The organism is Aeromonas sp. FDAARGOS 1417 (assembly GCF_019046985.1).
GTDB classification, from domain to species: Bacteria; Pseudomonadota; Gammaproteobacteria; order Enterobacterales; family Aeromonadaceae; genus Aeromonas; species Aeromonas veronii.
The window spans coordinates 1,652,250-1,671,466 of the sequence record NZ_CP077221.1; the positions used below are offsets into that span (position 1 = coordinate 1,652,250).

21 protein-coding genes are annotated in these 19,217 nt (G+C 62.0%); 11 read left to right on the forward strand and 10 right to left on the reverse strand.

Going from position 1 to position 19,217, the window contains the following annotated elements:
- Positions 1-17 precede the first annotated feature (17 nt).
- From I6L47_RS07315 to aopN, 7 genes are read right to left on the reverse strand one after another with little or no spacing between them, the layout of a single operon-like run.
- A complete protein-coding gene (locus I6L47_RS07315; RefSeq protein WP_216949002.1) occupies positions 18-473 on the reverse strand; it encodes an LcrR family type III secretion system chaperone in 456 nt (151 codons plus the stop codon).
- A complete protein-coding gene (ascV, locus tag I6L47_RS07320) occupies positions 470-2,635 on the reverse strand; it encodes a SctV family type III secretion system export apparatus subunit AscV (RefSeq protein ID WP_302056622.1) in 2,166 nt (721 codons plus the stop codon). The genes I6L47_RS07315 and ascV overlap by 4 nt, the downstream gene beginning before the upstream one ends.
- Positions 2,568-2,918 carry a type III secretion system chaperone AscY gene (ascY, locus tag I6L47_RS07325; RefSeq protein ID WP_152564614.1) on the reverse strand — a complete coding sequence of 117 codons (351 nt, stop codon included), beginning with the start codon at positions 2,916-2,918 and terminating at the stop codon, positions 2,568-2,570. The genes ascV and ascY overlap by 68 nt, the downstream gene beginning before the upstream one ends.
- Complete coding sequence (gene ascX / locus I6L47_RS07330) at positions 2,915-3,280, reverse strand: type III secretion system protein AscX (protein ID WP_040065257.1); 366 nt, start codon at positions 3,278-3,280, stop codon at positions 2,915-2,917. The genes ascY and ascX overlap by 4 nt, the downstream gene beginning before the upstream one ends.
- The gene (gene acr2, locus I6L47_RS07335; protein ID WP_216949004.1) at positions 3,277-3,648 is read right to left on the reverse strand and encodes a SycN family type III secretion system chaperone Acr2; all 372 of its coding nucleotides are present in this window, start codon (positions 3,646-3,648) and stop codon (positions 3,277-3,279) included. The genes ascX and acr2 overlap by 4 nt, the downstream gene beginning before the upstream one ends.
- A complete protein-coding gene (gene acr1 / locus I6L47_RS07340; protein ID WP_005334576.1) occupies positions 3,645-3,926 on the reverse strand; it encodes a type III secretion system gatekeeper subunit Acr1 in 282 nt (93 codons plus the stop codon). The genes acr2 and acr1 overlap by 4 nt, the downstream gene beginning before the upstream one ends.
- Complete coding sequence (aopN, locus tag I6L47_RS07345) at positions 3,907-4,785, reverse strand: SctW family type III secretion system gatekeeper subunit AopN (protein ID WP_042054058.1); 879 nt, start codon at positions 4,783-4,785, stop codon at positions 3,907-3,909. Before aopN ends, acr1 begins: the two co-directional genes overlap by 20 nt.
- 190 nt (positions 4,786-4,975) lie before the next feature.
- On the opposite strand from aopN, the gene ascN reads away from it, so the two are divergent.
- The 10 genes from ascN (at position 4,976) to I6L47_RS07395 (ending at position 13,507) form a co-directional block, all read left to right on the forward strand.
- The gene (gene ascN, locus I6L47_RS07350) at positions 4,976-6,298 is read left to right on the forward strand and encodes a SctN family type III secretion system ATPase AscN (protein ID WP_005320755.1); all 1,323 of its coding nucleotides are present in this window, start codon (positions 4,976-4,978) and stop codon (positions 6,296-6,298) included.
- Positions 6,295-6,756 (forward strand): type III secretion system central stalk protein AscO, encoded by a 462-nt coding sequence (ascO, locus tag I6L47_RS07355; RefSeq protein WP_216949005.1) that lies wholly within the window; start codon positions 6,295-6,297, stop codon positions 6,754-6,756. Before ascN ends, ascO begins: the two co-directional genes overlap by 4 nt.
- 405 nt (positions 6,757-7,161) lie before the next feature.
- Entirely contained in the window at positions 7,162-8,316 is a 1,155-nt protein-coding gene (locus I6L47_RS07360) for a type III secretion system needle length determinant (RefSeq protein WP_254204859.1), read from the forward strand.
- Complete coding sequence (gene ascQ / locus I6L47_RS07365) at positions 8,313-9,239, forward strand: SctQ family type III secretion system cytoplasmic ring protein AscQ (RefSeq protein ID WP_216949006.1); 927 nt, start codon at positions 8,313-8,315, stop codon at positions 9,237-9,239. The genes I6L47_RS07360 and ascQ overlap by 4 nt, the downstream gene beginning before the upstream one ends.
- Positions 9,236-9,889: a SctR family type III secretion system export apparatus subunit AscR gene (ascR, locus tag I6L47_RS07370; protein ID WP_005320745.1), complete on the forward strand. Its 654-nt coding sequence runs from the start codon at positions 9,236-9,238 to the stop codon at positions 9,887-9,889. The genes ascQ and ascR overlap by 4 nt, the downstream gene beginning before the upstream one ends.
- 1 nt (position 9,890) lies before the next feature.
- On the forward strand, positions 9,891-10,157 hold the full coding sequence (gene ascS / locus I6L47_RS07375) for a SctS family type III secretion system export apparatus subunit AscS (RefSeq protein ID WP_005334586.1): 267 nt from the start codon (positions 9,891-9,893) through the stop codon (positions 10,155-10,157).
- Positions 10,154-10,942, forward strand: coding sequence for a SctT family type III secretion system export apparatus subunit AscT (gene ascT, locus I6L47_RS07380; protein ID WP_216949007.1), 789 nt, complete (start codon positions 10,154-10,156; stop codon positions 10,940-10,942). Before ascS ends, ascT begins: the two co-directional genes overlap by 4 nt.
- Positions 10,939-11,997, forward strand: coding sequence for a SctU family type III secretion system export apparatus subunit AscU (ascU, locus tag I6L47_RS07385; protein WP_216949008.1), 1,059 nt, complete (start codon positions 10,939-10,941; stop codon positions 11,995-11,997). The genes ascT and ascU overlap by 4 nt, the downstream gene beginning before the upstream one ends.
- A gap of 137 nt (positions 11,998-12,134) precedes the next feature.
- Entirely contained in the window at positions 12,135-13,085 is a 951-nt protein-coding gene (locus I6L47_RS07390) for a hypothetical protein (protein ID WP_216949009.1), read from the forward strand.
- Positions 13,085-13,507, forward strand: coding sequence for a hypothetical protein (locus tag I6L47_RS07395; protein WP_181497150.1), 423 nt, complete (start codon positions 13,085-13,087; stop codon positions 13,505-13,507). Before I6L47_RS07390 ends, I6L47_RS07395 begins: the two co-directional genes overlap by 1 nt.
- 92 nt (positions 13,508-13,599) lie before the next feature.
- Here the strand turns inward: I6L47_RS07395 and I6L47_RS07400 are convergent, their stop codons facing one another.
- Positions 13,600-14,790 carry a MalY/PatB family protein gene (locus I6L47_RS07400; protein ID WP_216949010.1) on the reverse strand — a complete coding sequence of 397 codons (1,191 nt, stop codon included), beginning with the start codon at positions 14,788-14,790 and terminating at the stop codon, positions 13,600-13,602.
- Positions 14,791-14,878: 88 nt separating this feature from the next.
- Positions 14,879-16,450, reverse strand: coding sequence for a maltose/glucose-specific PTS transporter subunit IIBC (malX, locus tag I6L47_RS07405; RefSeq protein WP_139430288.1), 1,572 nt, complete (start codon positions 16,448-16,450; stop codon positions 14,879-14,881).
- Positions 16,451-16,741: 291 nt separating this feature from the next.
- On the opposite strand from malX, the gene I6L47_RS07410 reads away from it, so the two are divergent.
- Positions 16,742-17,779: a Mal regulon transcriptional regulator MalI gene (locus tag I6L47_RS07410; protein WP_064340956.1), complete on the forward strand. Its 1,038-nt coding sequence runs from the start codon at positions 16,742-16,744 to the stop codon at positions 17,777-17,779.
- 59 nt (positions 17,780-17,838) lie between these two features.
- Here I6L47_RS07410 and I6L47_RS07415 read toward each other — a convergent pair whose 3' ends face one another.
- On the reverse strand, positions 17,839-19,083 hold the full coding sequence (locus I6L47_RS07415; RefSeq protein WP_069528230.1) for an NADH:flavin oxidoreductase/NADH oxidase family protein: 1,245 nt from the start codon (positions 19,081-19,083) through the stop codon (positions 17,839-17,841).
- Positions 19,084-19,217 lie beyond the last annotated feature (134 nt).

Genomic DNA, 19,217 nt, shown 5'->3' on the forward strand with positions numbered 1-19,217 from the left:
CCTTTTGGACATGCCTGTCACGCAAGGCCGTGCTTTTGTCGTTTTCGCATATCCCGCAGGGAACAGACTTGCTCGGCTGCCAGCATGAACCAGCCGGACTCGGGTTCGCAGGCTCCCGTCCAGCGCAAGTAGAAGCGGCCAAGCCGCTCACCGCTCAGGCTACTGCCGCGAAAGACATCGACGTTGCCGTAGAGGAAATGACCCGGCCCGAGTACAGCCAGAGTGGCTTCGGCCAGCAGATAAAGGGCGGCAAAGGGGTTGGCCAGTCCGGCCCGCTCCTCCTCACGGCGCACCAGCAGGATCCAGACCCGTCGGGTCGCAGGATCAAAGCGCCAGGCGAGATAAATTTGGCGATAGCAGAAAGCGTGGCCGAGCTGGATGGGGGTTGCCCCCAGATAGTGAGGTACCACCGCCACTCCCCTGGCTTGCAGCCAGGGGATCAGGGGGTCAGAGGTTAACGGGTCCCCCCTCACAGGCAGACCCTCCCGAGGGGCTGGATATTGATCTGCTGGGTCAGCTCCTGATAGGAGAGCACCGGCAGGGCGTGGTAATCCCCCTCGATGAGCTTGCGCACATAGCGGCGGATATCCATGGAGACGATGAGCACCGGCTTGTTCTGCATCTGGGCCAGATCACCGACGGTATGGCGCACCTGATCGAGGAAGCTCTGGGTAATGGTGGGATCGAGCGCCAGATAGCTGCCGGCGCTGGTCTGGCGAATGCCGCCGCGGATCTGCTCCTCCACCTGCTGATCGAGCAAATAAGCAGGCAAGATGTTGTTGCCGTTGGCGTACTTGTAGCAGATGTAGCGCTTGAGGCTGCTACGGATGTACTCGGTAAGCTGCACCACATCCTTCTCCTTCTGGCCCCACTCCACCATCGCCTCGAGGATGGCGCGCATGTTGCGGATGGAAATATCCTCCCCCACCAGCCGCTGCAAAATTTCGGTCATACGCTGCAGCGGGATGATGCGTTGCGCCTCCTTCACCAACTCGCCATAGCTCCCCTCCATCTGCTCCAGCAGGTAGCGGGTCTCCTGAATGCCGATAAAGTCCTCGGCATATTCCCGCAGCACATGGGATAGATGCCAGGTCACCACCTGATCGGTGGTGAGGGTGGCCAGCCGTGACTTCTCCAGCCGCTCCTGATGTTCATTAGCGACCCACAAGGTCGGTTTTCCCGGCAGCAACGGCGCCCCCTCTTCGTAGGGGATCCCCAGCAGATCGAGCTGGGAGGCGCTCTCCTGCACCAGCTGATGGCCCGGGCGCAGCAGACCGCGGGCGACCGGCACCTCCTGCAGTTGGATCAGGTATTCGCCAGGCCCCATCCCCTCGTTGAAACGCAGGTGAATCCCCGGGAAAGGCACCCCGAGATCGAGATAGAGGGCGCGACGCACCCGCACCAGTTCGTCGTTGAGGGCAATCGCCTCCAGCTCGGCCTGCAAAGCGGCATCCACATCGATCAGGAGCGGCACCGTCATGGCGAACTCCTCCTTCTCCCCCAGCTTGCCCCGCGGCTTGCTGCCCGGTTTTGGCTTGCTGCGGGCGGCGGGGGCTCCCGCCCCCTGCGCCAGCACGGCAGGAAGATCCTGACTGTTGCTGCTCTGCGCCTTGCGCTGACGCAAGCCGATAAAATAACCGCCTGCCGTGACGATGGCCGCCAGCGCAAAGAAGGTGATCATCGGGAAGCCCGGGATCAGACCAAACAGTACCAGCAGCAGACCACCTATCAGCAGCGCCTTGGGCTGGGCCACCACCTGGACGCCGATATCGGTACCCAGATCGGAAGACTCTTCGGAGGAGACCCGGGTGACGATAATCCCCGCGGTGATGGCGATCAGCAGCGCCGGCACCTGGGAGACCATGCCATCACCCACCGTCAGGATGGAGTAGAGCTGCAGCGCATCGGCGGCGGATAACCCCTTCTGGGTCACCCCGATGGTGACGCCGCCGAGGATGTTGACGAAGATGATGATGAGGCCCGCGATGGCATCCCCCTTCACGAACTTCATGGCGCCATCCATGGAGCCGAACATCTGGCTCTCCTTCTCGATGACCCCGCGGCGATCCCGCGCCTCGTGCACGTCGATCACCCCGGCGCGCATGTCACCGTCGATACTCATCTGCTTGCCCGGCATGGCATCGAGGGAGAAGCGGGCACTCACCTCGGCGACCCGTTCCGAGCCCTTGGTGATCACCAGAAACTGGACGATGGTGATGATGAGGAAGATGACGATCCCCACCACCAGATTGCCCCCCACCACGAAGTTGCCGAAGGTGTAGACGATCTGCCCCGCATCAGCCTGCAGCAGGATCATCCGGGTGGTACTTACCGACAAGGCAAGCCGGAACAGGGTGGTGATCAGCAGCACCGCCGGAAAGGCGGAGAACTGCAGCGGCGAATTGATATAAACCGCCATCATCAGCAGTACCACCGAGATGGTCATGTTGATGGCAATCAGGATATCGAGGGCCACCGGCGGTAGCGGCAAGACCATCATAAAGACGATGGCCAGCAGCAGGATCGCCAGCATGATGTCCTTGCGCTCGCCTATCCGGCGCAGCAGCTCAAGGGAGCGTTGATTCATTCTGCTCTTCCAGTTCGAGGTATTGTTGATAGGCAAAACGGGCTTCATCCAGCCGCCCTGCCAACTGGCAGGCCCGGCTGCGGCAGAGCCAGAGCGGGCCGTCGGCCTCCCCTTGCTGCATCAGCTGATCGACATGGGCCAGCGCAGCCTCCCCCTCCCCCTGTTTGAGCAGGGCCACCAGCAGGGTCCGTCGCCCTCCCTGATGGTCGGGGTGGATCTGCAGCAGGGCGGCCAGCAGGACGCACGCCTTGTCGGGGTGGCCATATTGCAGTTGCAACCAGCCGGTGAGCAGCAGCGCATCCTGCTGCTGTGACGTAAGCACCATGGTCATACCTTGTGCAGCAGATGAAGGGTCATCTGCATCAGTTGTTCATCGGCGTGCATCTCTTCAAGCAGCGCAGCGGCCGCTCGCAATTCTGGGCTCTGCCCCTCTGCCAGCACACTGCGCAGCCCCTGCATCGCCTGATTGAAGTCGACCGGTCGCAGCAAGTCGTGGAAGCCGCGATCCGGGGTGGCGAAATCGAGCAGCACCCGATCCGCCAGCCGCTCGGGGTAGAGGCGGCTGATATGGGGTTCGATGGACTGGCCATCGGGCAACAGGGCATAACGCCCCGGCAGGCTGCGCTCCTGATCGTCGAGGGAGATGGCGCTAAGCTGCTCGATCCCGATATGCGCGGCAGTGATCCGGCTCATGACGCCAGCACCTCTCGCTGCAGCCGGGTCAGGGTGGTCACTGCCTGATGGAGCTGGGGCAGAGTCACGGCCCGCTCATCGAGAGTGACGAAGAGGATCAGCTGATCCTCCCCCAACCAGCCGCTGCGCACCGGCAATGTCGGACCTTGCGCCGCGGCGGTCAGGGTCATGGCGCGGCGGATCGCCTCGCCACTCTGATGCCAGGGCACGGCGCGGGCCAACCAGAGGATCAGTTGCCCCTGATGGCGCTCCAGCTGCAGAGTGCCGCTCTGCTCCAGTTCAAGCTGGATCAGCGAATGGGGGTTATCCCCTATGGTGATGCCCAGATCCTGGCAAAACTGCACCAGCAGGGGTTCAATCCAGTTCATGACGACTCTCCAGACAACTCATCCTCTTCCCGCTCGATGGCGTTATCGAGCGCCCCCTGACAGCACTGCAACAGGTTCTGGCGCTGCTCCTCCTCACTGAACAGCTCCACCGGCAGCAGGCGGATCAGCCGCTTGAGCTCTTGATAGAGCAGCACCTGCTGGCGACAATCTGACAGCTCAAGAGCCACACCGACCTGCTCCACATCCCGCACGCTGGCCCAGCGTTTCTCCACCAGGGCGATCAGATCGCCCATCAGATCAGAAGGCCCGTATGCCATGGGCCGAGCCCTCCTTCACCCGTTGCCACAGCTCGTCCACTTGCGCCGAGAGAGTGTTGAGCAGCCGCAGCTTGTGCATGTCGCTCATCACCCGCTCCAACTTGACCGGGTCGAGCCAGCGCTGCTGGCTGTCGAGATCGGCGCTCAGGGCCTTCATCATGAAGCCGGTCACCTTCTCCAGCGCACCGTTGCCAAAGCGGCTGTGAATATCGCGCCAGGCGGCAGAGAGGGCACGGTAGTCCTGCACCGCATCGCGATAGAGATCCCGTAGATCCTGCTCGGCTCCCACGCCCGCTTTGGCCGCTTCGGCCGCGGGGCCGGTAATGCGCGCCCCCAGCACGATGGCACTGCCCTGCTCGTCCGCCAGCTTGGCCAGCGCCTGCTCCACCAGCGCCAGGGTGCCCTGCATCTCCGGTCGTCCGGCGAGGGCCTTGCGCGCCTGACAGAGCGCCTCGAACTGCTCGCTCACCTCCCCCGAATAGCTCTCGAGGTAGGCCAGCAGCTGGGAGAGATTGGCCAGCCGACCGCTGCCGAGGTGGCTCACCATCTCCTTGATCTTCTGCTGGCGTTCGAGCTCCGGCACTTTGTCGAGGTAGTCCCCGACCAGCGCCTCGATCTCGCTGATGCGGGCATGGCTGTCACTCAGCTTGCGCTTGGCGAGCGAAAGCTCAGCGCGCTCGGAAAAGACAAAGGTGAGCTCTTCGGCGGCATCGGCCAGCGACTGGGCGGCACTGGCCAGCACGACCCGCTCCCCCTGAAACTGTCCTCCCTGCAGGGGAGCCTGACGGGATGCGACCTCTGCTCCGCGCAGCTCGGGCTGGGCGGCAGGGGCATAGGGGTTGCTCTGGATAATGGCCATGGAAACTCCCGTGACGAATGGATTGACGAGGATGGCATTATAAAAATCGCCCTCGCCTCCCTATGCCAAAATCGGCCGTGAATTTTTAGCCCGCCCCCAACGGTTTTCTAAAAAGTCCCGACTCGCGCTGAAATCCCCGTAGCCCCCCCATCCCCTATAGTGGCCGCCAGTTTCAATGGCACAGATTGTTATGACCCTCTCCCTCGACCACATCCCCGACCAGCTTCGTCACGCCATCGACGAGTGCCGCCTGATCCAGATCCGTGGCCGGGTCACCCAGGTGACCGGCACCCTGCTCAAGGCAGTCGTCCCCGGGGTGCGGATCGGTGAGCTCTGTCATCTGCGCAACCCGGACAACACTCTCTCCCTGCAGGCAGAGGTGATCGGCTTTGCCCAGCATCAGGCTCTGCTCACCCCCCTTGGCGAGATGTTCGGCATCTCCTCCAACACCGAGGTGAGCCCGACCGGTGCCATGCATCAGGTCGGGGTCGGTGAGCATCTGCTCGGCCAGGTGCTCGATGGCCTCGGCAACCCCTTTGGCGGTGGCCATCTGCCGGAGCCCGAGGCCTGGTACCCGGTCTATCGGGATGCGCCCGCTCCCATGAGCCGCAAGCGCATCGCCGAGCCCATTTCGCTCGGTATTCGCGCCATCGACGGCCTGCTCACCTGCGGTGAGGGGCAACGGATGGGGATCTTTGCGGCCGCCGGTGGTGGCAAGAGCACCCTGCTGGCGTCGCTTATTCGCAGCGCCGAGGTGGATGTCACCGTGCTGGCGCTGATCGGTGAACGGGGCCGTGAGGTGCGCGAATTTATCGAAGCGGATCTGGGAGAGGAGGGTTTAAAAAAGGCCGTGCTGGTAGTGGCCACCTCGGATCGCCCCGCCATGGAGCGGGCCAAGGCGGGCTTTGTCGCCACCTCTATCGCCGAGTATTTCCGCGATCAGGGCAAGCGGGTGCTGCTGCTGATGGACTCCGTCACCCGTTTTGCTCGTGCCCAGCGAGAGATTGGTCTGGCCGCTGGCGAGCCGCCGACCCGACGGGGCTATCCGCCGTCGGTGTTTGCCGCCCTGCCCCGCCTGATGGAGCGCGCCGGTCAGTCAGACAAGGGCTCCATCACTGCCCTCTATACCGTGCTGGTAGAGGGGGATGACATGACAGAGCCGGTCGCTGACGAGACCCGCTCCATCCTCGATGGTCACATCATCCTGTCGCGCAAACTGGCGGCGGCCAACCACTATCCGGCCATCGACGTGCTGCGCTCCGCCAGCCGGGTGATGAACCAGATCATCGAGCCCGAGCATCAGGCTCAGGCAGGTCGACTGCGCAGCTGGCTGGCGAAATATGAAGAGGTGGAGCTGTTGCTACAGATCGGCGAATACCAGAAAGGGCAGGACAAGGTAGCCGACGAGGCGATCGCCCGCATCGAGACTATTCGCCAGTGGCTCAGGCAAGGCACCCATGAACCCAGCTCACTGCCGGAAGCCCTCTCGACTCTGGAGGCGCTGACCCGATGATTGGCCGCCTGCAACGAATAAAAGACCTGCGGCTGGATCGGGCCGAGCAGCAGCTCGCCGCCCAGCAGGCTCGGGTGCAACTCGCCCGCGTTCGCCAACGCGAAGCGGAGCAGGAGAGTCTCGACTATCGCCAGTGGCGCCTTGCCGAAGAGGATCGGCTATTTGCCATCTGTCAGGCGGAGCAACTCGATCGCAAGGGGCTCAAGGCGTGGCAACAGCAAGTGGCGCTGCTGCGGGAGAAAGAGGCCCAGCTTGAACAAACTGCCGCCGAGCAGGCCGAGCGGGTCGCCGAAGAGCGCATCCGCTTGCAGGAGCGCCAGCAGGCGGTACACCGAGCCCGCCAGCAGCAACAGAAATTTGCCGAACTACACCGTCAGGAGCAGGCCTCACAGCAAGCCCTGCGTGACTACAACGAAGAGCAGGAACAGGAAGAGTTCCGCCAGCAGAGCAGGATGTAACGAGTCATGAACCGAATTCTCCCGATACAGGACACAGTGACAGCCCGGGGCGATACCCAGATGGCTGAAGCCAATCGGTCGCAACAGCAGCGTTTCGAGCAGGCGATGCGGCTGGATCAGAACCTCAAAGAACGCGGCCACAACCCGCAGCCTGATGGTAAAGGGCAGATCCGTCATTCACAGAGAGTGACGGACGGCCACCCCTTGCCGCAACAGAATATCTACCGCGCGCCCTCAGAAGCTGGCAAGCAAGTTCCCCTACGCCACACGACCAAAGACACGCAGCCTGACAACAAAGAAATCACATCAAAACAACAGCGGCAGGGGAGCGAGCAAACCAACCCGCAACAGCTAACATTCACGCTCTCTAACGGAGATCAGAGCCAGCGCCTTACTGATGAGCGAGTGGCAGCAACAGATATCTCAGCTAAAGAAAGGCACGACAAACCCACTTTTGCTGCACATTCTGGCGCTGAAGTGCTCGACACAAACCCGATAGCGGTAACGGACAACACACCACTCGTGCCACCAACCATTGCACCAATGAATGCAATAACACTGACGCTTGATAAGGCTCGCGCATCTCGTCAACAAACCAAGCACACACAACTCACTGCACAGGACAACGAACAGCGCCCCCCCATACTGACGATAACAGCTAATCCGGCCGCACTGAGGCCAACAAATACCAGCAGCGATGTAATTTCGACGCACCTCAACGAGTCTCTGCCGCTCACCGAGGGGGTTGGGAGCAAGCTCACCGCGCAACCGGAGAGCATGCAAAGAGATCCAGAGACAAGCTTGCTTGAAAGCTCTGCCGATTTGGGGCTAACCGCCATTATTACCCAGCCCTATGGTCATGTTGCCCAAGCCACGCTGACTGAAAACGAGTGGCTTGAAGAACAGCATCCAGTCATTGAGGCTTATGAGGCAAGCAGCGCCAACCCGATACATACCCTCGCCAATACCACGCCACATCTACTGCCATTGGCAACGGACAGCGAGGCGATAACTCCCAAACTAACCCCCCCCCAGCCAACTGAGGTCGGTGAACAGGTAGCTCAACTTGACGCAGAAATACCACCGCTGGTGGCACTCAAGCCAGTCACTACAGGTGAAACAGCCCCAAAAAATGAGCTCTTTGCCAACCCGACTATCTGGGGCGCTCCCCTTGCCGTTACCCCCGGGGATCTGCAGCTCGCCCGGCTGGCACCTGCCGAAAGTAATCGGGAAATGGGTCAGCTGCTGGAGCGACTGGCGGTTGATATCTATCAGGAGCTGGGCCGCCCGGAGCGTCCGCCGCTGCTGCGCCTGACGTTGCCACAGCTGGGCGATCTCTCCATTCGTATCGCCCATCAGGGTGGCGAGCTGCAGATCGAGATTCTGGCAACCAGCGAAGGGCAACTGCTGCTCAATCAGGGGCGCAGCGATCTGGTCGACCGCCTGCAACGGCTCTATCCCGGCGAGCGGGTCGCCCTCGATCTCTTCGGCCAGCCTGACAGTGAGCAGGGCTCACGCCATAAACGATCCATCTACGAAGAGTGGGATGCCGACGCATGACACCGATTGCCCTCACCTCTGCCTCGCTGACGGAGTTGACTTTACAGCAGACCCTGAGCCAATACCGCCAGCACTTTGGCTGGAGTGGCGGCGAGCTTCTCCTCGCCATCGGTTTGCCACCTGCGACACTCGATACCCGGCTGCAACTGCAGTGGCAGGGGCTCTCTCTGCCGCTGTTGTGCCACGGCGCTGAGCTGGCGCACTGGCTGGCGCCGGATCTACAACAGGCGGCGCTGTTCAGCCTGCCCGAGCCGCTGCAACTGGCACTGATCGAACGGCTGGGACAACCCCTCGGTGGCCTCAGCTGCTCGGCGCTGACCCGACCGGAGAGGAACGTTCAGACCGGCGAGCCCGCGCTGCAACTGCTGTTGCAACGGGAGGGGGCCAGTCTCACTCTCTGGCTGCCGCAGCCCGAGCCATTGCTGAACAAGCTGCCACCACGGCCACGGCAGCAGCGGTTGCCGTTGCCCCTCATCCTCTCCCTGCAGTGGGGCGAGATGGGGCTGACCATGGATGAGCTCGCCACCCTCGCTATCGGCGATGTGCTGCTGCCGCCACCCGATCCGCAACTCGGCCAGCAACTGCTGATCTGCGTGGAGGGCCGCCCCTTTGCCTACTGCCAACCCCATCAACAACATCTGGAACTGACTGCCATGCATAATGCTGCCTCCGCTGAACCCTTCGGCCCGACCGAACTGGATCAACTGCCGATCCAGGTGAGCTTCGAAGTGGGCCGCCAGACGCTGGACTGGCATACCCTCACCAGCCTGCAACCGGGCGCCCTGATCGATCTTGGCACGCCCCTCGATGGCGAAGTGCGCATCATCAGCAACGGCCATTCGCTGGGAGTGGGCCGACTGGTGGAGATCCAGGGGCGCCTGGGGGTAAGGGTCGAACGCCTCGACAACGAGTCACAGTCATGATCCAGTTGCCAGACGAGCTAAACCTTATCGTCGGGCTGGCGCTGCTGGCCCTGCTCCCCTTTATCGCCGTGATGGCCACCTCCTTCGTCAAGCTGGCGGTGGTCTTCTCGCTGCTGCGCAACGCCCTCGGGGTGCAGCAGATCCCCCCCAACATGGCGATGTACGGGCTGGCGATCATTCTCAGCATTTATGTGATGGCGCCGGTCGGCTTTGCCACCCAGGATTACCTGCGCCAGAACGAGGTGTCGCTGGCCAAATCCGAATCTGTGGAAAAGTTCCTCGATGAGGGGATTGCCCCCTACCGCGACTTTTTGAAAAAGCAGATCAAACCGCGGGAGCACGCCTTCTTTATCGATAGCACCAAGCAGCTCTGGCCCAGCAAATATGCCGACCGGCTGGAGCCCGACAGCCTGCTGATCCTGCTGCCCGCCTTTACCGTGAGCGAGCTGAGCCGCGCCTTCGAAATCGGCTTTCTGATCTACCTGCCCTTTATCGCCATCGACCTCATCATCTCCAACATCTTGCTGGCGATGGGGATGATGATGGTCTCCCCCATGACCATCTCGCTGCCCTTCAAGCTGCTGCTGTTTGTGCTGCTCGATGGCTGGGCCCGCCTGACCCACGGGCTGGTCATCAGTTACGGAGGTTAGGATGAGTCACGCCGATATCCTTCACTTCACCAGCCAGGCGCTCTGGCTGGTACTGATCCTCTCCATGCCACCGGTACTGGTAGCGGCGCTGGTGGGCACCCTTGTCTCTTTGCTGCAGGCGTTGACCCAGATCCAGGAGCAGACCCTGGGCTTTGTCGCCAAGCTGATCGCCGTGGTGATCACCCTGTTTGCCACCACCGCCTGGCTGGGGAACGAGCTCTACAGCTTTGCCGACATGGTGCTGTTCAAGGTGCCGCAAATCCAATGACACTGGAGAGCCTGCAGGCCCAGATGCTGGCCTATACCCTGCTGCTGCCGCGCTTTATCAGCTGCTTCGTGATGCTGCCGGTGCTGAGCAAACAGATGCTGGGGGGGGCGATGATCCGCAACGGGGTGGTCTGCTCGCTAGCGCTCTACGCCTACCCCACAGTCGCCGACACCTTGCCGGATCAGATCGACGGCATGGCGCTGGCCATGCTGATCGCCAAGGAGGTGCTGCTCGGCCTGCTGATCGGCTTTGTCGCCGCCATCCCCTTCTGGGCCATCGAGGCGAGCGGGTTTCTGATCGACAACCAGCGCGGTGCCGCCATGGGCTCCCTGTTCAACCCGAGTCTCGGCAGCCAGACCAGTCCCACCGGCCTGTTGCTGACCCAGACCCTGATCACCCTCTTCTTTGCCAGCGGTGCCTTTCTCGCCCTGCTGGCCGCCCTGTTCCAGAGCTACATCAGCTGGCCGGTGGCGCACTTTTTCCCCTCCATCGACGAGCAGTGGGTCAACTTTTTCTACAGCCAGTTCAGCCATATGTTGCTGCTCTGCGCTTTGCTGGCGGCGCCGCTCTTGATCGCCATGTTTCTGGCCGAATTCGGGCTGGCGCTGATCAGCCGCTTCGCCCCTTCACTTAACGTCTTCGTGCTGGCGATGCCGATAAAAAGCGCCGTCGCCAGCCTGTTGCTGGTCATCTACATCAAGCTGATGATGGATCACGCCTATCAACAGGTGCTGGCGGTGATGGAGCCGCTGCAACTGCTGATCCCCATTCTGGAGGCGCGATGAGCGGCGAGAAGACCGAACAACCCACCCCCAAAAAGTTGCGGGATGCCCGCCAGAAGGGGCAAGTGGTCAAGAGCAAGGAGGTGGTCTCCACCGCCATCATCCTCAGTCTGGTGGGCATGCTGATGGCGATGTCCGACTACTACCTCGAACATCTGGGCAAGTTGATGATGATCCCGGAATCCCACATCAACCTCCCCTTTACCCAGGCGCTCAACCATGTGGTGGAGAACCTGATGCAGGAGATGGCCTATCTCTGCATTCCAATCCTCGCGGTCGCGGTGCTGGTGGTGCTCGCCTCCCACTTCGCCCAGTACGGTTTTCTGCTAAGCGGTGAATCCATCAAGCCCGATATCAAGAAGATCAATCCGGTGGAGGGGGCCAAAAAAATCTTCTCCATCAAGAGCCTGATGGAGTTCGTCAAATCCCTGCTCAAGGTGAGCCTCCTGAGCCTCTTGGTGTGGGTCACCATAAAGGGCAATCTGCAGGCGATGCTCCAGTTACCCGGTTGTGGCATGAGCTGCATAACTCCGGTGCTGGGGGGCATGCTGGGCCAGCTGATGGCGGTTTGCGCCATGGGCTTTGTAGTGATCGCCATCGCTGACTACGCCTTCGAACACTACCAGCACATCAAGCAGCTCAAGATGAGCAAGGACGAGGTGAAGCGGGAGTACAAGGAGATGGAAGGGAGCCCGGAGATCAAGAGCAAGCGCCGCCAGTTCCATCAGGAATTGCAGTCGAGCAACATGCGCGCCGACGTCAAGCGCTCCTCGGTCATCGTCGCCAACCCGACCCATATCGCCATCGGTATCCGCTACGAGCGGGGAGAAACCCCGCTGCCAGTGGTGACCCTCAAGTTCACCGATGCCCAGGCGCTGCAGGTACGCAAGATTGCCGAAGAGGAGGGGATCCCGGTGCTGCAACGCATTCCACTGGCCCGTGCCCTCTATCGGGATGCCCAGCTCAACAACTACATTCCCGCCGACCAGATCGAGGCGACCGCCGAGGTTCTGCGCTGGCTGGAGCAGTGGCGCCATAGCGAAGGGCCACAGTGGTAGGGCAGTACGCTGCCCGCCTGGCCAAACAAACTGCGCAACACACGAAAAACTGACAAATCCCCGACCGCTCCCTGATATAGCGCGCCATCACGGCTCGGTATCATCTCCTTATCGTCAACCCTGTCGGGAATCACATCATGGCCTTACCAGCAATCGGTGGACACATTCACCTCAACCGCCCAGCATCGCCCCAGCAGACAGAGGCCAGCCCGCTGCTGGCCAAGGGTAACAAGCTGTTCGAGCAATCCGTCAAGCGCGGCATCGGCCACTTCCAGAGCAGCGATCTCAAGCAGGTCATCAGCGCCCTGCGCCAGTTGCAAAGCGCTCCTGATAGCGGCAAAGCACAGCGGGTGCAGGATGCGATCCAGCACTGGGAGCAGCACCACCCCAAAGAGGTGGCAGCACGCAGCGCTCGTCTGACCGAACTGAAACAGGCGCTGGCAGAACAGGGGGCCATCACCAGAGCCGCCCCGCGACATGAACCGAAAGTGATGGCGGGTGGCACCCAGGCCCTGCTGCAAAAGAGCATGGCCGGACTGGAAAAACTGGGCAGCTACGCCTGCACCGACGCCCAGACCTTTGTCCAGCCCAACAACCCGAGCTATCAGAAGATCATCGGCAAACTCAACGCCTTCGGGCAGGATCCCCAGCGCCTGGCGGCCAACCAGCGCGCCAACAACAGCGCCAATATGGCCGCCATCCAGATAACCAGAAACAAGCAGCCACTCTCGTTACGTACCATGGAAAACATCGCCAAGGCGGTGGATGACGCCAAGGCCGGTTGCTGCTCGACCCTGGCCTATTCGGCGGCGGCCGAACTGCTGCGCCACAACAGTGACCAGCGGATCGAAGTGCTGGCCCATCGTGGCGCACAGGGGCACGCCCAGACCCACTGCTTTGTGGTGATTGGCCGTGCCGAGGGGAGCGAACTTACCAAGCCGGAAAGCTGGGGGCCACACGCCAAGGTAGTCGACCCCTGGGCCGCCACCATAGGGGCGCCACTGGTCGGTACCCCTGCCCGCCCCCCTATCGCCAACCTGTGGCCGCCCACAGAGTCGGTCTTTGATAACACCCATCGGGAGGATTAATGATGTTCCATGCCATGCTATCAACCCTCGTTCGCCAGCTATCCCTGCCGCAGGAGTGCCTGCACGAAGAGGGGCTGGATCTGCAGGCAGGCCCCTTCAGCCTCCATATTCGCGAGCGGGATCAACTGGTGACCCTGTTTATTCCGCTGGGGGATATCCAGACCCCCTCCCTCGCCGCCATGGCCGACTGGCCTGTGCTGCAACTCAGTAGAGACAGCGAGCAGAGCACCCTGCTCTGGTGTCGCGAGTGGCTGGACAAGCTGGATGTGGATCTCCTGACCGATATGGTCAGCCGCATGTTGCATCAGGCTGAAGCCCTGACCCAAGGCACTGCACTAGCAGCTACCGAGCTCAGCGAGCCCGCAATCGAACCAGCCATGTCACGCCCGAACAGCGCTATCCCGACGACCATTCGCGCCTGATTTCGGCGTCTGCTCATAAGGGAAAACAGCGCAACCATAACGGGGCCATCACTGATGGCCCCGTTATGTTTTTCACGTTGAATGGATTTGCTCTACCCCACCTCCCCCAGTGCGCCGATCAGGGCGTCGAGCCCTTGGTCAACCTTCGAGCGCGGGCAGCCGACGTTGAGGCGGATATAACCGTTGCCTTCGGGGCCGTAGGTGTCGCCGCGCATGATGGCGACCCGGTATTTCTCCACCAGCAAGGTTTGCAGCGCATCCATCCGTTTGGTGGAGTCGATGCCAAGACCGCGCAGGTCAATCCAGGCGAGATAGGTTCCCTCGGGCACCCGATAGTCGATGGCGGGGAAGGCGGCGTTGAGCCGCGCCGCCACATGGGCGAGATTGCCGTGCAGGTAGGATTTGAGCGCATCGAGCCAGCCAGCGCCGTCCCGATAGGCACTGATATGAGCCAGCACCCCGAGAATGGGGGGCGATGAGAGACCGTGGGCCGCCTTGAGCCGTTGCAGATAGGCGGCCCGCGCCGCTGCGTTGGCGATAAAGGCATAGGCGCCGCCAAGGGCGGGAATATTGAAGGATTTCGAGCCCGAGCTCACCAGCGCCCAGTGGTCATCCGGCGCCACCTCGCTCCACGGCAGATAGCGGGCAAAGCTCACATCCATATGGATGTCGTCCGAGATGACCTTGACCCCGTGGCGCTGGCAGATGGCGGCCATCCGGCCGAGTTCATCCCGCGTCCAGACCCGGCCGGTGGGATTGTGGGGGCTGCAGAGCAGCAAAATCCGGCAATCGGGGCGAGCCGCTTGCTGCTCGAAACATTGCCAGTCGATCTGGTAACTCCCCTGCTCTTTTTTAAGCGGGCATGGCAGCAGCACCCTGTCGTTGGCTGCCAGCATATTGCCGAAGGCATCGTAGGCGGGGGTATGCACCAGCACCCCCTCCCCCGGCGCCGACCAGAGGCTCACCAGCTGGGCAATCACATAGATGACCGAGGGGCCGTAGACCAGCGTCTCGGGTTCGAGGCTCGCCCCGTAGCGGTGGGCAAACCAGTTGCTCACCGCCCCCTTGAAGTCGTCGTGATTCCAGCGGCTGTAGCCAAATACCCCGTGCTCAAGGCGGGTTGCCAGGGTCTGGCGAATGCAGGGGGCAGTCTCGAAATCCATGTCGGAGATGGTAAAGGGGAGCAGATCGGCATGGCCAAAACGGTCGGCTACATAGTCCCACTGGGTGCAGTAGGTGCCGTGGCGGTCGACCACATGGTCGAAGTTATAAATATCGTGCATGAAGTTTCTCCCTCCATAAACAGGAGACATATTGGGAGAGGCAAACAAGGGGGGGCTTGCGCCCCCCGTTCGGATCTTATTGGCCGGTTCAGGCCCCCATCAGGCTCTGCAGCTGGTTTTTCACCAGATGCACCTGCGGGCCGATCACCACCTGCAGGTTGTGCTCATCGAGCTTGATCACCCCGATGGCGCCGTTTGCTTTCAATACCTTGTCATCGACCCGGCTCATGTCCTGCACCGACATCCGCAGGCGGGTGATGCAGTTATCGAGCGCGAGAATGTTATCGGCCCCGCCCAGGGCGTTAAGGATGATTTCACCGTTGTAACCGCTGTTGCCGGCCTTCTTGCCTGCGGGCTGGGCAGTCTCGCTGGTTTCAATCTCACGGCCCGGGGTTTTCAGGTTAAAGCGCACGATGGCGAAGCGGAACACGCTGTAGTAGATGGCAAACCAGATGGCCGCCGCGACCGGCACCAGATACCACTTGGTGGCGGTGCCCTGCAGCACGCCGAACACCAGAAAATCGATCAGGTTACCGTCGGTGTTGCCGATGGTGACGCCGAGCAGCCCCATGGTCATAAAGCCGAGCCCGGTCAGGATGGCGTGAATGACGTAGAGCACCGGCGCCACGAACAGGAACAGGAACTCCAGCGGCTCGGTGATGCCGCCGATGACGCAGGCCACCACGCCGGAGACCAGCAGCGCCTTGATCTTGCCGCGATTTTCCGGGCGAGCGCAGTGATACATGGCGAGCGCCGCGCCCGGCAGACCGCCGAGGAAGGCTGGCATCTTGCCCTGCGAGAGGAAGGAGGTGGCAGAAACAGAGAAGCCGGAAGTGTCGGCGCAGGAGAGCTCGGCGTAGAAGATATTGAGGGCGCCGCTCACCTCGTGACCGCATACCAGCTGGGTGCCGCCCGCTTCGGTAAAGCGAATGAGCGCCACCAGAATGTGGTGCAGACCGAGCGGCAGCAGCAGGCGCTCACCGGTACCGAACAGGAAGGGGCCGAAGGGACCGGCGTGGGAGATGAGTGCCCCGATACCGTTGATGCCGGCGGCAAACCAGGGCCAGGCGAACGGCACGACCAGACCGACGACACCCAGCACCAATACAGTGATGATGGGCACGAAGCGAGCTCCGCCGAAGAAGGCAAGCGCATCGGGCATCTTGTAGGTGTAGAAACGGGCGTGGAGCTTCGCGACGATCACCCCGACGATGATGGCCCCCAGAATACCGGTGTCGATGGAGCTGATGCCGAGGATCGATTTCACCCCGTAGGCCTTTTCCGCCGCCGCGTCACCGATGACGTTGGCCACGGTGAGGTAAAAGTTGATGGAGAGGTTGAGCGCCGCATAGCCGACGAAACCGGCAAAGGCCGCGACCCCCTTCTCTTCTCGCGCCAGTCCGAGCGGAATGGCCACCGCAAACATCACCGGCAGATAGATAAAGGCCACCAGCCCCACCTTGGTCATCCAGAGGAACAGCAGTTGCAGCACGGTATTGTCGAGGAAGGGCATGCTCTGCTTGACCGCATCGCTGGTGAGCGAGCTGCCGACACCGAGCAGGATGCCCGAGAAGGCCAGCAGGGCGACCGGCAACATAAAGGTCTTGCCGAGGCTCTGCAGGAACTCCCAGATAGTGGATTTGGCTTGAGGCTTGGCCATGAAACGGCTCCTTGTGAATAGACAGCAATATCTGCGGCTGCCCTCCCCCGCTCGAGGCAATCTAGAAGCAATCTCGAAGCAAAAGGCGCGGGTCAGCATCAGGTTTCGCTGGATGATAAAACGTTTTATCAATTTACAAGTGCCGACAGGATCACAGAATAAGGGGGCTGGCTGGCAGCAGGATCCAAATTTGTGAGCCGGATCGGTCAGATGGTGATGTAACGTTTCACTTGGGCATATGAGCAGGTATGCTGGGGCCTCGCTTTCAACTGTCCGTCGTCCATTCGCCCTATGTCGCCCAAATCCCTCTCTGCCAAAGCCACCAAGATCACCGATGTCGCCCAGCGGGCGGGAGTGTCGGTCACCACCGTCTCCATGGTGCTCAACGGCAAGGGGCGCATCTCCCCGGCCACCGCCGAGCGGGTGCAGCAGGCGATAAAAGAGCTCGACTACGTACCCAACAGCGCCGCCGCCAACCTGCGCAGCCAGCAGTCCAATCTGGTGGGGCTGATCCTGCGCGACATCACCGACCCCTTCTATACCGAAGTGACCGCCGGGGTGAGCGAGGTGCTGGAGCAGCAGGGCTATCTGCTGTTTCTGACCCAGTGCGGCCACAGTCCGGAGCGGCTGCAGCAGAGCATCCACTCCCTGTCACGGCAGGGGGTGGCGGGCATCATCTTCAATCCGGTACGCGGCGCGGCGACCAAAACCCTGGAGACCCTGCTCGACTCCGAACTGCCGGTGGTGTGCGCCGCCCGCTCCTACTATCGCGATGACGTCGACTTTATCGGCCCCGACAACACCCACGCCGCCAAACAGGCCACCACCTACCTGATCGAGCAAGGGCACCGCCATATCGCCTATGTCGGCGGGCGGGCCGACTCCCTCACCCGCGCCGAGCGCATCGGCGGCTACTGCGCCAGCCTGCTGCAATATGGCCTGCCCTTCAAACCGGAGTGGGTACTGGAGTGCGAGCGCACCCAGCGCAGCGCCGCCGACACCATCGCCCAGCTGCTGCACCAGCACCCCAAGGTGACCGCCGTGCTCTGCCACTACCCCGAGGTGGCGCTCGGCGCCATCTATGGCGTCGAGGCGAGCGGCCGCACCGTGGGCAAGGACAACTACATCGGCCAGCAGGTGGCTCTGCTCGGTTTTGACGATGTGGCAGAGGCCGAACTCACCTCCCCCGCCCTCACCTTCGTCAGCTCACCGGCCCGAGAAATCGGCCGTCAGGCAGCAAAACGACTGCTGACCCGGATGCAGCAACCCGAGCTCGCCCCCAACCGCCATATCATCACCCCCAATCTACAGAAGCGGGAGTCGGCCTGAGTTGGCCTGGCTGGCCTGGCTGGCCAGGCAGGCTCGCCCGCCTGCGAACCACCCTCTCTTCACTTTTCCTGCGCCTTGATCCAGCGCCGATAACGGGCGTTGCCAAGCAGGGTTTGCCACTGCTGGCAAGCCAGCGCCAGCGATGGTGCAACCTTGGGGTGGCTCGGCTGACCACGGCCCAGCCGCCTCAGCTGGTATTTCACCATCGCCATATAACCTACTGAAGCCAACACCTTGTTGCGCCAGGGGATGGGTCTGAGCTCGGCGCTTGCCGCCTGCTCACGGCGCCATCTGGCGGGCAGGTCCGGGGCGATGGCAAGCGCGGTGGCCATGCCGACGACCGCAACTCCGCTACCGAGCACTTGTTCCACCACCGGATAACGGCGGATCCCCCCGGTCACCATCACGGGCATATGAGCGGCACTCACTATCTCTTCGGCAAACGTCAGAAAATAGGCTTCCCGCGCCAGAGTGCGGCCATCGCGGGCCTGACCGTGCATGGCGGGCGCCTCGTAACTGCCACCGGAGAGCTCCACCAGATCCACCCCGAGCGGGTTGAGCATGTCGACCACAGCCTTGGCATCTTCGGTACTGAAGCCGCCACGCTGAAAGTCGGCGGAGTTGAGTTTGACCGACAGCGAGAAGCGCTCCCCCACCTGCTCACGGATCCCCTGCACTATCTCCAGCAGCAAGCGGGCACGATTCTCAAGGCTGCCGCCCCAACGATCGTGGCGCTGGTTGGTGAGCGGCGAGAGGAACTGGCTTAGCAGATAACCGTGCGCAGCGTGGATCTGCACTCCGTCAAAGCCGAGACGCTGTGCCAACAGCGCCGTATTGATAAAGCGTGCTTTCACCTCGGCAATGTCGGCTTCGCTCATGGCCCTGGGCGGAGAGAACTGTTTGGAGAAACTGCCGAGCGCCATGGGCACGGCGGAAGGTGCCAGGGTAGGTTGCCCCAGCGCCGCCGGCATCTGGCGACCGGGGTGGTTGATCTGCATCCAGATCTGGGCGCCCCCGCTTTTGGCCGCTTCGGCCCAGGCCCTGAAACGCCCGGCCAGCTGTGGGGATAGCGCCGGGGTGTCGAGCACCACGCCCCCCGCTCCCGTCATGGCATGCCCATCCACCATCACATTGCCAGTGATGATAAGGCCCGCTCCGCCCTCTGCCCAGGTGCGATAGAGGCGGATCAGCGCCTCGGAGGGGGCATGGTCACGGTCAGCCATGTTCTCTTCCATGGCGGCCTTGGCGAGGCGGTTGATAAGCTGACTGCCATTGGGCAGGGTCAGGGGAGTAAATGGGTTCATGGCGATCTCCTCAGTAGTGAGGGCCCCACCATAAGTTTGAAGCTGACTTGAAGGTCAAGCCCTTTGTCGAGATGCCGCTACGACCAAGGAAAGGCTCCTCCCCTTGCTCGGAGCCGTTGACATTCAAGCGGGCT

Coding starts and splice junctions, on each gene's coding strand:
- ascV (WP_302056622.1), bottom strand. CDS start 2,635: ATGAAGCCCGTTTTGCCTATCAACAATACCTCGAACTGGAAGAGCAGA.
- ascY (WP_152564614.1), bottom strand. CDS start 2,918: ATGACCATGGTGCTTACGTCACAGCAGCAGGATGCGCTGCTGCTCACC.
- ascX (WP_040065257.1), bottom strand. CDS start 3,280: ATGAGCCGGATCACTGCCGCGCATATCGGGATCGAGCAGCTTAGCGCC.
- acr2 (WP_216949004.1), bottom strand. CDS start 3,648: ATGAACTGGATTGAACCCCTGCTGGTGCAGTTTTGCCAGGATCTGGGC.
- acr1 (WP_005334576.1), bottom strand. CDS start 3,926: ATGGCATACGGGCCTTCTGATCTGATGGGCGATCTGATCGCCCTGGTG.
- aopN (WP_042054058.1), bottom strand. CDS start 4,785: ATGGCCATTATCCAGAGCAACCCCTATGCCCCTGCCGCCCAGCCCGAG.
- ascN (WP_005320755.1), top strand. CDS start 4,976: ATGACCCTCTCCCTCGACCACATCCCCGACCAGCTTCGTCACGCCATC.
- ascO (WP_216949005.1), top strand. CDS start 6,295: ATGATTGGCCGCCTGCAACGAATAAAAGACCTGCGGCTGGATCGGGCC.
- ascQ (WP_216949006.1), top strand. CDS start 8,313: ATGACACCGATTGCCCTCACCTCTGCCTCGCTGACGGAGTTGACTTTA.
- ascR (WP_005320745.1), top strand. CDS start 9,236: ATGATCCAGTTGCCAGACGAGCTAAACCTTATCGTCGGGCTGGCGCTG.
- ascS (WP_005334586.1), top strand. CDS start 9,891: ATGAGTCACGCCGATATCCTTCACTTCACCAGCCAGGCGCTCTGGCTG.
- ascT (WP_216949007.1), top strand. CDS start 10,154: ATGACACTGGAGAGCCTGCAGGCCCAGATGCTGGCCTATACCCTGCTG.
- ascU (WP_216949008.1), top strand. CDS start 10,939: ATGAGCGGCGAGAAGACCGAACAACCCACCCCCAAAAAGTTGCGGGAT.
- I6L47_RS07390 (WP_216949009.1), top strand. CDS start 12,135: ATGGCCTTACCAGCAATCGGTGGACACATTCACCTCAACCGCCCAGCA.
- I6L47_RS07395 (WP_181497150.1), top strand. CDS start 13,085: ATGATGTTCCATGCCATGCTATCAACCCTCGTTCGCCAGCTATCCCTG.
- I6L47_RS07400 (WP_216949010.1), bottom strand. CDS start 14,790: ATGCACGATATTTATAACTTCGACCATGTGGTCGACCGCCACGGCACC.
- malX (WP_139430288.1), bottom strand. CDS start 16,450: ATGGCCAAGCCTCAAGCCAAATCCACTATCTGGGAGTTCCTGCAGAGC.
- I6L47_RS07410 (WP_064340956.1), top strand. CDS start 16,742: ATGTCGCCCAAATCCCTCTCTGCCAAAGCCACCAAGATCACCGATGTC.
- I6L47_RS07415 (WP_069528230.1), bottom strand. CDS start 19,083: ATGAACCCATTTACTCCCCTGACCCTGCCCAATGGCAGTCAGCTTATC.